12 protein-coding genes are annotated in these 12,016 nt (G+C 72.0%); 8 read left to right on the forward strand and 4 right to left on the reverse strand.

Annotation, left to right across the window (positions count from 1 at the left end; genetic code table 11):
* Positions 1-120: 120 nt before the first annotated feature.
* The 4 genes from ACTHMF_RS17895 to ACTHMF_RS17910 form a co-directional block, all read right to left on the reverse strand.
* On the reverse strand, positions 121-1,014 hold the full coding sequence (locus ACTHMF_RS17895) for a TIGR01777 family oxidoreductase (RefSeq protein WP_314148874.1): 894 nt from the start codon (positions 1,012-1,014) through the stop codon (positions 121-123).
* 3 nt (positions 1,015-1,017) lie between these two features.
* Entirely contained in the window at positions 1,018-1,443 is a 426-nt protein-coding gene (locus tag ACTHMF_RS17900; protein WP_314148873.1) for an OsmC family peroxiredoxin, read from the reverse strand.
* A gap of 104 nt (positions 1,444-1,547) precedes the next feature.
* Positions 1,548-2,018, reverse strand: coding sequence for a DUF4395 domain-containing protein (locus tag ACTHMF_RS17905; protein ID WP_440319510.1), 471 nt, complete (start codon positions 2,016-2,018; stop codon positions 1,548-1,550).
* Positions 2,015-2,446, reverse strand: a complete 432-nt coding sequence (locus tag ACTHMF_RS17910; RefSeq protein WP_314148871.1) for a TlpA family protein disulfide reductase — start codon at positions 2,444-2,446, stop codon at positions 2,015-2,017. Before ACTHMF_RS17910 ends, ACTHMF_RS17905 begins: the two co-directional genes overlap by 4 nt.
* Positions 2,447-2,581: 135 nt before the next feature.
* Here ACTHMF_RS17910 and dapA point away from each other — a divergent pair, with 135 nt between their 5' ends.
* From dapA to ACTHMF_RS17950, 8 genes are all read left to right on the forward strand, one after another.
* Positions 2,582-3,559 carry a 4-hydroxy-tetrahydrodipicolinate synthase gene (gene dapA / locus ACTHMF_RS17915; protein WP_440319512.1) on the forward strand — a complete coding sequence of 326 codons (978 nt, stop codon included), beginning with the start codon at positions 2,582-2,584 and terminating at the stop codon, positions 3,557-3,559.
* A 73-nt stretch (positions 3,560-3,632) separates the two neighbouring features.
* A complete protein-coding gene (locus ACTHMF_RS17920; RefSeq protein WP_440319514.1) occupies positions 3,633-5,309 on the forward strand; it encodes a ribonuclease J in 1,677 nt (558 codons plus the stop codon).
* Between the two features lie 70 nt (positions 5,310-5,379).
* Complete coding sequence (locus tag ACTHMF_RS17925; RefSeq protein WP_440319516.1) at positions 5,380-6,426, forward strand: efflux RND transporter periplasmic adaptor subunit; 1,047 nt, start codon at positions 5,380-5,382, stop codon at positions 6,424-6,426.
* The gene (locus ACTHMF_RS17930) at positions 6,423-7,121 is read left to right on the forward strand and encodes an ABC transporter ATP-binding protein (RefSeq protein ID WP_440319518.1); all 699 of its coding nucleotides are present in this window, start codon (positions 6,423-6,425) and stop codon (positions 7,119-7,121) included. Before ACTHMF_RS17925 ends, ACTHMF_RS17930 begins: the two co-directional genes overlap by 4 nt.
* Positions 7,118-8,329 (forward strand): ABC transporter permease, encoded by a 1,212-nt coding sequence (locus ACTHMF_RS17935; RefSeq protein ID WP_440319520.1) that lies wholly within the window; start codon positions 7,118-7,120, stop codon positions 8,327-8,329. Before ACTHMF_RS17930 ends, ACTHMF_RS17935 begins: the two co-directional genes overlap by 4 nt.
* Positions 8,330-8,397: 68 nt before the next feature.
* Positions 8,398-11,217: a DNA translocase FtsK gene (locus ACTHMF_RS17940; protein ID WP_440319522.1), complete on the forward strand. Its 2,820-nt coding sequence runs from the start codon at positions 8,398-8,400 to the stop codon at positions 11,215-11,217.
* A 9-nt stretch (positions 11,218-11,226) separates the two neighbouring features.
* The gene (pgsA, locus tag ACTHMF_RS17945; RefSeq protein WP_440319524.1) at positions 11,227-11,847 is read left to right on the forward strand and encodes a CDP-diacylglycerol--glycerol-3-phosphate 3-phosphatidyltransferase; all 621 of its coding nucleotides are present in this window, start codon (positions 11,227-11,229) and stop codon (positions 11,845-11,847) included.
* The coding region (locus ACTHMF_RS17950) for a CinA family protein (RefSeq protein ID WP_440319525.1) at positions 11,834-12,016 on the forward strand (183 nt) is incomplete at its 3' end. The genes pgsA and ACTHMF_RS17950, both read left to right, overlap by 14 nt.

The following is a 12,016-nucleotide window of genomic DNA, read 5'->3' on the forward strand; positions in this document are numbered from 1 at the left end:
CCGCCGCGCCCCCGGGGGGGGGGGCGGGGGCCGGGGGGGGCGGGGGCCAGCGGGGGGCGCGCGCGCCGCGGGCCGCGGGGGGGCCCGGCCCCCGCCCGCCCCCCCCCCCGCCCCCCCCGACTACCCGGCGGGGGAGACCAGGCGCTGGACGGCGTCCTGGACGGTCCGGTCGGCGAACGCGAAGCCGTCGGCGAGCAGGCGCTCCGGGACGACGCGCTGGTCGGACAGCAGCAGCTCGTGCCCGGCCTCGCCGAGCGCCAGCTTCACGGCGAACTCGGGGAGCGGCAGCCCGTAGGGACGGTGCACGGCGGCGGCGAGCGCGCGCAGCACGGCGGCGGAGGTCGCCGGTGCAGGCCCGACGACGTTGACGGGACCCGACAATTCGGACGTGAGCAGGTGCACGATGGCCGCTGCCTCGTCGCGCAGGCTCACCCACGGCCAGTGCTGGCCGCCGCCGGCGATCGGCCCGAGCAGGCCGAGCCTGGCCAGCGGGAGCAGCGGGGTCATCGCGCCGCCGCGGCCGATGACGACGCCCGTGCGCGCGGTGACCACGCGGGTGCGCTCCGGCGCGAGGTGCGCGGCGGCCTCCCACGCCTCCACGACGTCGGAGAGGAATCCGGTGCCCTTCGCCGTGTCCTCGGTGAGCGTCATCCCCGGCCGGTCGCCGTAGTAGCCGACGGCGGAGCCGCTCACGAACACGGAGGGCGGGTCGGCGGCCTGGCGCATGGCGTCCGTCAGCGTCCCTGTCGCCTCCAGGCGGGAGCTCAGGATGCGGCGCTTGTGCGCCGGGGTCCAGGGCAGCCGGTTGAGGGAGGCCCCGGACAGGTTGACCACGGCGTCCACGCGGTCCATGAGGGCGACGTCGATCATGCGCGCCGACGGCGACCAGTGGAACTCGCCGGGCGCTGACACCTCGCGCCGGACGAGGCGGAGCACCTCGTGCCCCGCCTCGTCGAGCTGGCGTGCGAGCTCGGTGCCGATCATGCCGGACGCGCCGGCGACGAGCACCCGCATCGGCTACGCCAGCGTCGCTTCGATGGTGATCGGGATGCCGACCAGGGCCCGGGAGACCGGGCAGGTGCGCTTCGCCTCGTCGGCGAGGCGCTGGAAGTCCTCGGCGGAGAGGCCGGGGACGCGGGCGCTGACCAGCAGGTGGCTGCCGGTGATGCCCTGCGCGGGGTCGAAGGTGACCGCCGCGGTGGCCTGGATGCTCTCCGGCGGTGTGCCGAAGCCGGCCAGGACGTTCGAGAAGGCCATCGAGAAGCACGCGGAGTGCGCGGCGCCGAGCAGCTCCTCCGGGGTGCTGACCTCCGCGCCGCCCTCGGAGCGGGCCTTCCAGTTCACGGCGAGGGATGCGGCGTGCGACGAGTCGAGCGAGACGGTCCCCGATCCCGACTTGAGGTCGCCCGTCCAGACGGTGGTGGATTCGCTGGTGACTGCCATAGGACCTCCCTGTTCTCCGCCCGCGGTCCGCGCACGGTCCGACCAGAATACTGTCGGCCCCGGCGACGTTCGGCGGGCGTTCGGGGGATTCCCGGTTTCGCCTCTCAGGCGGCGGCGCCGCGGCGCCGGATGACCCGCGCACGCACCAGCAGCACGTACAGCTGGCAGCCCAGGCAGTATCCGAACACGGCGTTGAGGAAGGCGGCGACGAAGGCGAGCGCCGCCCCGATCGGGACAGCGGCGGGGACGCCGAGCAGGCCGAGCACGAGCCCGGCGCCGGTCACCACCAGGCCGACGCCCTGCGCGAAGGTCGGCGGGGCCGGGTCCTCCGTCTCCGCGGGCGGTCCGAGCCGCGGGCGCACCAGCCGGCGGTACAGCACGCCGTACGGGTGCCGTTGCACCCCGGCGAACGCGCCCCACGCGAACAGCGCCGCGATGACGAGGAGCAGCACCGTGGCGGCGACGGTCGCGCCGGTCAGCCAGAGGAACAGCACGACGAGCAGCAGCACGGCGGTGAGCCCGGCGCCGAAGCGCGGGGAGCGCGGGTCGATGGCCCGCGGGCGGGTGTCGGTCATGAGGCCTCCGTGAGGATGCGGTCGATGGCGCCGCGGACCTCCGCGGGCCGGGCGGGGCCGCCGATCCGGCCGCGCACGGTGCCGTGCGCGTCCAGCAGCAGCGTCGTCGGGGTCTGCAGCACGCCGAAGCGGTCGGCGAGCTCCGGGCGTGCGCCGAGGTCGACGTCGACGTGCTCGACGCCGGGATGCTCGGCCGCGATCCCGCCGAGCACGCGCGCCGTACCGGGGCACTGCGCGCAGAAGGCGGTGGAGAACTGCACGAGGGTCGCGCGGTCGCCGAAGGCGGCGGCCCCGACCTCCGCGGGCGTCAGCAGGTCGGCGCCGCGAGCGCGGCGGACCCGCCCAGCGCGGGCGCGCAGCACGAGCCCGGTCGCGGTGGTCAGCGCGACGAGGCCGAGCAGGAGGAGCGCTGCGCCGATCGACGTCATGGTGCCGGTGAGACTACGCGCGGCGGCCCTGGCACGCAGCGTTTGTGTCCGATCGTGACGCCGCACGCCCATTTCCCCCATCCCCGCTCCGGGCGGGGAGGCGGGCCGAGCGCGCGACCCGATAGCCTAGGAGCCATGGCTCAATCCGCGAATCCGTTCGGCCAGGTGCTCGTCGCCCTGGTCACGCCCTTCACCGCCGACGGCGAAGTCGACTGGGCCGGCGTGGAGAAGCACATCGACGACGTGATCACCGCGGGAGCGGACGGCATCGTCGTCACCGGCACCACCGGCGAGACCTCCACCCTCACCGACCCGGAGAAACTGCGCCTCGTCGAGGTCGGCAAGTCGGTCGCCGGCGGACGCGCCAAGATCATCACCGGCGGCGGCTCGAACGAGACAGCGCACGCCATCCAGCTCTACCAGCAGAGCGAGAAGGCGGGCGCGGACGGCGTCATGGTCGTCACGCCGTACTACAACAAGCCGACCCAGGCCGGCATCCTCACGCACTTCCGGATGATCGCGGACTCCACCGACCTCCCGGTCATCCTCTACGACATCCCCGGCCGCACCGGCGTCCCCATCAAGTACGAGACGATCCTGCGGATCGCCAAGCACCCGAACGTGCTGGCGATCAAGGACGCGAAGGGCGACTTCAGCGAGGTGAGCCGGGTGCTCAACCAGACCGACCTGCTCTACTTCTCCGGCGACGACGCGAACGTGCTCCCGCACCTCGCGATCGGGGCGAGCGGGCTCATCGGCGTCACTGCGAACATCGCGCCGACGCCGTACCGGCACATCGTGGATGCGGTCAACGCGGGCGACCTCGCGACCGCGACGGCCGCGCACCAGAAACTCGAGCCGCTCGTGCGCGCGGTCATGACGCACGTGCCGGGCACGGTCGCCGCCAAGTACATCCTGCACGGCCTCGGCCGCATCGGAAGCCCGCGCGTCCGGCTGCCGCTCGTCGGCCCGGAGGAATGGGAGGCCGCGCAGATCGAGGACGAGCTGGACCTCGTCAAGGACATCCCCGGCGTCGACTTCTCCAACTTCCGTCCCGACCGCAACGCCGCCGCGGGCGGCGCGCTGCCGAAGATCGCCGGGACGACGCGCTGACGGCCGACACGGCCGGTAACACCATCGCGGGCGCCGTGCGCCCGCACCCGAACGAATGAAATAGGAGGGGCAGATGCCCAACCTCGTCTCCGAGCCCCCGGTCCTCGAACCGGGAACGCTCCGGATCATCCCCACCGGCGGTCTCGGCGAGATCGGCCGGAACATGACCGTCTTCGAATACGAGGGCAAGCTCCTCATCGTGGACTGCGGCGTGCTGTTCCCCGAGCAGGACCAGCCCGGCGTCGACCTGATCCTGCCGGACTTCGCTCCGGTGCGCGACCGCCTCGACGACGTCCTCGGCGTCGTGCTCACGCACGGCCACGAGGACCACATCGGCGCCGTGCCGTACCTGCTCAAGCTGCGCGCGGACATCCCGCTGATCGGCTCCGGGCTGACCCTGGCGCTGGTGGAGGCGAAGCTCAAGCAGCACCGCATCCAGCCGTTCACCCTCACGGTGAAGGAGGGCCAGCAGGAGAAGCTCGGCCCGTTCGACCTCGAGTTCGTCGCCGTCAACCACTCCATCCCGGATGCGCTCGCCGTCGCGATCAGCACCCCGGCCGGCGTCGTGCTGCACACCGGCGACTTCAAGATGGACCAGCTGCCGCTGGACGACCGCCTCACCGACCTGCGCGCCTTCGCCCGGCTCGGCGAGAAGGGCGTCGACCTGTTCCTCGCCGACTCGACCAACGCCGACGTCCCCGGCTTCACGCCGCTGGAGCGCTCGATCGGCCCGGTGCTGGACACCGTCATCGCCCGCGCGCCGCGCCGCGTGATCGTCGCGAGCTTCTCCAGCCATGTCCACCGCGTGCAGCAGGTGCTCGACGCCGCCGCCGCGAACGGCCGCCGCGTCGCGCTGCTCGGTCGCTCGATGGTCCGCAACATGACGATCGCGGCGGAGCTCGGCTACCTCAAGGTGCCGGAGGGCGTGCTCATCGACTACAAGAAGGCCGCCGACCTGCCGGACGACGAGATCGTCTACATGTCGACCGGGTCGCAGGGCGAGCCGATGGCCGTGCTCGCCAGGATGGCGAACCTCGACCACCAGATCGAGGTCGGCCACGGCGACACCGTGATCCTCGCCTCCAGCCTGATCCCGGGCAACGAGAACGCGGTGTACCGCGTGATCGACGGCCTGACCAAGCTCGGCGCGAACGTGGTGCACAAGGGCAACGCCAAGGTCCACGTCTCCGGCCACGCGGCCGCGGGCGAGCTGCTGTACTGCTACAACATCCTGAAGCCGAAGAACGTCATGCCGGTGCACGGCGAGTACCGGCACCTGGTCGCGAACGCGCGCCTGGCGATGGACACCGGCGTTCCCGAGGAGAACACGATCCTCGCCGAGGACGGCTCGGTCGTGGACCTGCGCGACGGCGTCGCCCGCATCGTCGGCCAGCTGGACCTCGGCTTCGTCTACGTGGACGGCTCCAGCGTCGGCGAGATCACGGACGCGGACCTCAAGGACCGCCGCATCCTCGGCGAGGAGGGCTTCATCTCGATCATCGTGGTCGTGGAGGCCGCGAGCGGCCGCATCGTCACCGGCCCCGAGATCCACGCGCGCGGTTTCGCGGAGGACGACGCGGTGTTCGACGCGGTCAAGCCGAAGATCGCCGCGGCCCTCGCGGACGCGGCGCACAACGGCGTCCGCGACTCGCACGCCCTCTCGCAGGTCGTCCGCCGCACGGTCGGCCGTTGGGTGAACACCAGCTACCGCCGCCGCCCGATGATCGTCCCGCTCGTCATCGAGGCGTGACGCGGCGGTTCTGACATAGTGGACCGCGTGGCGCCGGGGGTCGGCGCCACGCTCTTCTGAGAGGCAGCACATGGGGGTCATGCGACGCTGGGTCTTCCCGATCGTCCGCATTCTGCTGGTCGCCGCGATCGCGGTCGCGCTGGTGAAGCTGGCGTTCTTCCCGTCGGGGGAGGCCGAGGCGGATCCGGCGACGCCGAGCGCCCAGCTCGGCGATCCGGTCACCGCAGTCGCCACCGGCACGATCGTGAACGACGTGACGGTGAGCGGCTCGATCGTCGCCGACTCCGCCGTCCCGGCGCGGGCGACGTCGGCGGGCACCGTGAACAAAGTCCAGGTCTCCGTCGGCCAGAAGGTGGCCGCGGGCGACATCCTGTTCGACGTGAAGATCGAGACGCCGCGGGAGCCGGTCGCGAGCACTGCGCCGGACGGCTCGCAGACCCTCGAGGAACGCGAGCCGCTGGTCCGCTACGAGGAGGTGACGGCTCCCATCGCCGGTGTCGTCAGCGAACTGCCGGTGCTGAGCGGGCAGACGGTCGCGATCGGCGACACCGTCGGCGCCGTCGCTCCTCCCACCTTCTCCGCAACCGCGGCGCTGCCCGCCGAGCAGCAATACCGGCTGGTGAACCGGCCGACGGAGGCGAAGGTCACGGTCAAGGGCGGCCCAGCGCCGTTCACCTGCACCGGCCTGTCCATCACCACGCCGCCGGCGGCCGTCTCCGACGCCGCCGGTCCCTCGGGCGGGGGAGCGGGCGGCGCGGGAGGCGGCGGCGGACAAGGTGTCGCCGGCGCGGCGTCGAACACAACCGTCCGCTGCGCGATCCCGGCGAATGTGACGGTGTTCCCCGGACTCACCGCCGACATCACCATGTCGGCGGGCAAGGCGGAGAACGTCCTCACCGTGCCGACCACGGCAGTGAAAGGCTCCGCCCAGACCGGGGTGGTCTATGTCCAGGATCCGAAGGGCGGCGAGCCGAAGGAGGTCCCGGTCACGCTGGGACTCACCGACGGCACCTGGGTCGAGATCCGCGCCGGCCTGAAGGAGGGCGACAGCATCCTCGAGTTCGTCCCGGGTGCGCCTGAACCGGACGAGAACGGCCTCACGGCGGTCGGTCCGTGAGCCTGCTCCGGCTCCGCGGCGTGACCAAGACGGTCCGCATCCCGGACGCCGAGCCGCTGACCATCCTGCACGGCGTCGACCTCGAGGTGGCGGCGGGGGAGCGGGTCTCCGTCGTCGGCCGGTCCGGATCCGGCAAATCGACCCTGCTGAACATCCTGGGTCTCCTGGATGCGCCGAGCGCCGGGGAGTTCGACTTCGACGGTGTGCCCGTGGCCCGGCTGGGCTCCGGTGCGCGCGACCGCAGGCGCGGCGCCGACGTCGGCTTCGTCTTCCAGCAGTTCAACCTGCTCGCCGGGCGCTCTGCACTCGAGAACGTCGTCACCCCGCTGCTCTACGCGAGCGGCAGACGGTTCTGGCGCCGACGCGCGATCGCCGCCGAGATGCTCGAGCGGGTCGGCCTCGGCCATCGCCTGGATGCGCGTCCCGAGGTGCTCTCCGGCGGCGAGCAGCAGCGCGTCGCCATCGCCAGGGCGCTCGTGCGGGCGCCGCGACTGATCCTGGCCGACGAGCCGACGGGGGCGCTGGATGTGGAGACCGGCGGCAGTGTGATCGACCTGTTGGAGTCGGTCGCCGCGGAGAACGCTTCCGCGCTGGTCGTCATCACGCACGACCCCGCGGTGGCGGCACGGGCAGGGACGCGCTACCGGCTGGACGCAGGACGGCTCGCCCCCGCCGCCGTGGAGACCGCGGCGTGAGGGCGGTCGAGGTGGTCTGGGGCGCGCTCGTCGAGGCCTGGCAGGAGCTGCGCATCCACCGCACGCGCGTGCTGCTCTCCCTGATCGGCGTCGGCGTCGCGGTCTGCGCGCTGAGCTCGGTGGTCGGCCTCGCGAACATCGCCCAGCAGTCGATCGTCGAGAACAACGACCGCTACGGCGGCCGTCCGGCGCTGATCGCGATGACCCCGTCCGACGGCTCCGCCGACCGCGAGAGGACGGCCGTTGCCTGGCGGACGGTGGTCGAGCGGCACGCGATCCGCTACACATCGGCGGTGCAGCAAGCGGGGATGCGGGTGCAGTTCCGCGACGGCGCCGGCGAGGTGAACACCACGCTCGTGGACCCGGACTACGCGACCATGCACCGCACGGTCGTGCAGGAGGGACGCTGGTTCTCCGGCGCGGACGAGAAGCTGCTCGCGCCGACGCTCGTGGTCAACGAGCCGTTCTGGGACCGTCTCGGCGTCCGCTCGATCGACGAGCATCCGACCGTGACCGTCCTCCGCGGCGACCAGAAGGTCACGGCCGTCGTCGTCGGGATGGTCAGGATGCCCGACTACGGCGACATGCCCAGCGCCTTCGCGCTCGGCGCGACGGCAGGGATGCTGGTGGACACGAGCTCGGTCGACTACGGACCGCCGTGGTTCGAGGCGTGGGTGCCGCCGGAGCTCGGCGACTCCCTGGTAGCGGCGATGAAGGCGGAGTTCGGTCAGCTGCTCGGCCCGGACGCGGTCGCCATCGACCGGCGCGACTACCTCGCCACCCAGACCGAGGACCCGCTCGCGTTCCTCAAGCTGCTGGTGATCGGCATCGCGATGCTGATCCTGCTGCTGGGGGCGCTCGGCCTCCTCAACATCGCCATGGTCACCGTGCGCGGCCGCATCCGCGAGATCGGCGTGCGCCGCAGCTTCGGCGCGACCGGGGCGCGGGTCTTCGTCGCCGTGATGCTCGAGAGCGTGGTGGCGACCGTCGTCGCAGGCGCCGCCGGCGTCGCGCTGTCCATCCTCATCGTCAAGAGCCCGTGGTTGGAGGAGCTGATCGGCCGCGGGATGGTCACGGAACCGCCGCCGTTCCCGGTCGAGGCGGCGGTGTTCGGCCTGGTGTCGGCGACCGTCGTCGGGGCCCTCGCCGGCCTGTTGCCGGCACTCGTGGCGGTCCGGGTCAAGGTGATCGACGCCATCCGCTACTGACCATGGATTTCGCGCCTCCGTGGCGCGGGAACCCCGCGATGCCGGGGGCGCGAGCTACCGTGTTCGCTATGGCTACGAGCACCAAGTCGACATCGCGCGCCCGGAATTCCGCGCGCGGCGGCTCGACCGCGCGCAAGCCGGCCGGCAAGACCGCGACCCAGAAGACGGTCGCGTACCCGGCCGCGGACGCCGCGCCGAGCCCGCTCGTCCGCGCGTGGATGGGCCTGGCGCACCTGACCGGCGCCGCCTTCCGCGCGCTCGGGCCGGAGAAGCTGAGCAAGGAGGAGCGCCGCGACGGCTTCCCCTTCTTCCTGGTGCTGCTCGCGATCGCCGGCGCGGTCGTCGAGTGGTTCCTCATCAACGACCAGATCGCCAGGACGCTCGACTCCTGGACGTTCGGGCTGCTGTTCGGCCGGGTGTCCTTCGGGCTCCCGATCATCATGGTGCTGTTCGCCGCGTGGCTGTTCCGGCACCCGAGCTCCGTGCACGACAACACCCGGATCGGCATCGGGCTCGGGCTCCTGCTGCTCATGGTCTCCGGCCTGTGCCACCTGTTCAGCCAGCACCCGACGCCGAGCGACGGGATGGCCGTGCTCGCCCAGGCCGGCGGCGTGCTCGGCTGGCTGATCGCGGCTCCGCTGTCCTTCCTCCTCACGCCGTACGGTGCGGGAGCCGTCATCATCCTGCTGCTGATCCTCAGCCTGTTCATCATCACCAAGACGCCGCCGAACAAGCTGCCGATGCGCATCCGCGAGCTGTACTCCTACCTCTTCGGCGCGCAGCTGCCGACCGAGGAGGAGCGCCAGGAGGCGAAGGACGCCAAGGAGGCGAAGACCAAGCAGGTCGAGCTGGACGGCGTCGACGACGACGAGCAGGAGGCGGACGCCGCTCTGCCCTGGTGGCGGCGCAACAAGTCCCAGCGCGAAGAGGACCCCGACTTCCACGAGCCGGCCGACCTCACCGAGGTGTTCGGCGAGCCGACGCGCGGCAAGGGCGAGTTCGCCTCTGCGCTCGAGCCGGACCCGGCCAGCGACCACTACAACACCGAGGTGCTCGGCGAGCTCACCAACGCGGAGCGCGCCCTGCAGCGGTTCACCGGCGAGGTGCCGCCCACCGCAGCCGCGGTGCCCGCCGCGCCCGCCGTGCCGACCGCTCCCGCCGTGCTCCCCGGCTTCCAGGCCGGCGCGGACGACTTCGACGCGACCGCGTCCGTCGAGGCGGACGCCCAGCCCGCGGCGCCCTACCACCTGCCCTCCGCCTCGATGCTGTCCGCGGGGACGCCGCCCAAGACGCGCTCCAGCGCGAACGAGGAGATCGTCGCGGCGATCACGGAGGTGCTCACCCAGTTCGGCGTCGACGCGAAGGTCACCGGCTACTCGCGCGGCCCGACGGTCACGCAGTACGAGATCGAGCTCGGTCCCGGCGTCAAGGTGGAGCGCGTGACCGCGCTCAGCAAGAACCTGTCGTACGCGGTCGCGAGCAACGAGGTCCGCATCCTCTCGCCCATCCCCGGCAAGAGCGCGATCGGCGTGGAGATCCCGAACTCCGACCGCGAGATCGTCTCGCTCGGCGACATCCTGCGCTCGCCGGCCGCGGCCAAGAGCACGCATCCGATGACCATCGGCGTCGGCAAGGACGTGGGCGGCGGCTACGTCGTCGCCAACCTCGCCAAGCTGCCGCACCTCCTGGTGGCCGGCTCCACCGGCTCCGGCAAGTCGAGCTTCGTGAACTCGATGATCACGAGCCTGCTCATGCGGGCCAAGCCGTCCGACGTCCGGATGGTGCTCATCGACCCGAAGCGCGTCGAGCTCACGATCTACGGCGGCGTCCCGCACCTCATCACGCCCATCATCACGAACCCCAAGAAGGCGGCCGAGGCGCTGCAGTGGGTCGTGAAGGAGATGGACATGAGGTACGACGACCTGGCGAGCTTCGGCTTCCGCCACATCGACGACTTCAACAAGGCCGTCGTCAACAACGAGATCGTGCTGCCGGAGGGCAGCGAGCGCAAGCTCAAGCCGTACCCGTACCTGCTCGTCGTCGTCGACGAGCTCGCCGACCTGATGATGGTCGCACCGCGCGACGTCGAGGACTCGATCGTCCGCATCACGCAGCTCGCCCGCGCCTCCGGCATCCACCTGGTGCTCGCAACGCAGCGTCCGTCGGTGGACGTCGTGACCGGCCTGATCAAGGCGAACGTCCCGTCCCGGCTCGCCTTCGCCGTGACGAGCGTCACCGACTCGCGCGTCATCCTGGACCAGCCGGGCGCGGACAAGCTGATCGGCCAGGGCGACGGCCTGTTCCTGCCGATGGGCGCCTCCAAGGCGCTGCGCGTGCAGGGCGCCTGGGTGAACGAGGACGAGATCCAGAAGGTCGTCGAGCACGTCACCCGGCAGGCCAGGCCCGAGTACCGGCAGGACGTCACCGCCGGCGCCGAGAAGAAGCAGATCGACTCCGACATCGGCGACGACCTGGAGCTGCTGCTCGCGGCGGCCGAGCTCGTCATCTCCTCGCAGTTCGGCTCGACCTCGATGCTGCAGCGCAAGCTGCGCGTCGGCTTCGCGAAGGCCGGCCGGCTGATGGACCTGCTCGAGTCGCGCGAGATCGTCGGGCCGTCCGAGGGCTCGAAGGCCCGCGACGTGCTCGCGACGCCCGAGCAGCTGCCCGAGGTGCTCGCGCGGCTGCGCGGCGAGGAGCCGCCCGCCGGGGCGGCGGCACCCGCGGCACCGGCGGCACAGGCACCCGCCCCCGCCGCTCCCGCGCTCGGGGCGCCCGCCGACGGCGGCGATCGCTACGGAGAGGACCCGGTCGCGGCGATGACCGAGGGTTATCCTGAGGTGGACGGCGACTCGGACGAGGACGCCTGGCAGCTGACCGGCAGGGAGTAGAGGGACGCGATGTCGGCCTCGGACACACCGCCGCCGGCATCGGCGGGGGGAAGCGCGCAGCGGGTGAGCAACTGGAACCTGCCGAACGTCATCACGGTCGTCCGCATTCTGCTCGCCCCCGCGTTCGTGTGGATGCTGCTGGCCGACGCGGGGCACGACGGGCCGCTGCGCTGGGCGGCCGCCGTGCTGTTCGTCCTCGCCATCGCGACGGACGGCGTCGACGGCGCGATCGCGCGGCGGAACAACCTGGTCACCGACCTCGGCAAGCTGCTCGACCCGATCGCGGACAAGGTGCTCACGGGGGGCGCCCTCATCGCGCTGTCGATCCTGGGCGAGCTGCCGTGGTGGGTGACGGTCGTCATCCTGGTGCGCGAGATCGGGATCACGGTGTACCGCTTCGTCGTCATCCGGCAGGGGGTGATCGCGGCATCGCGCGGCGGCAAGATCAAGACGATCGTCCAGTCCGTCGCCATCTCGTTCGCGCTGTTCCCGCTGTGGACGGTGCTGGGCGACTGGATCTTCTGGGTCAACGGCATCCTGATGACCGCGGCCGTGGTGCTGACCGTCGTCACCGGCTTCGACTACCTCTGGCAGGCGTACAAGGGCAGGCGGGCGCGTGCCGCCCGCTGAGCAGACGGTGCTGCTCGTCCGCACACTGATCGAGCGCGGCCTCACGGTCGCCGTCGCGGAGTCGCTGACCGGCGGGGGAGTGACGCACGAGCTGACGAGCGTCCCCGGCGCCTCGGCGGTGGTGCTGGGGGGCGCGGTGGTCTATGCGACCGAGCTCAAGCACACCCTG

The sequence above is a fragment of the Leifsonia sp. genome (genome assembly GCF_051955155.1).
Lineage (GTDB): Bacteria > Actinomycetota > Actinomycetes > Actinomycetales > Microbacteriaceae > Leifsonia.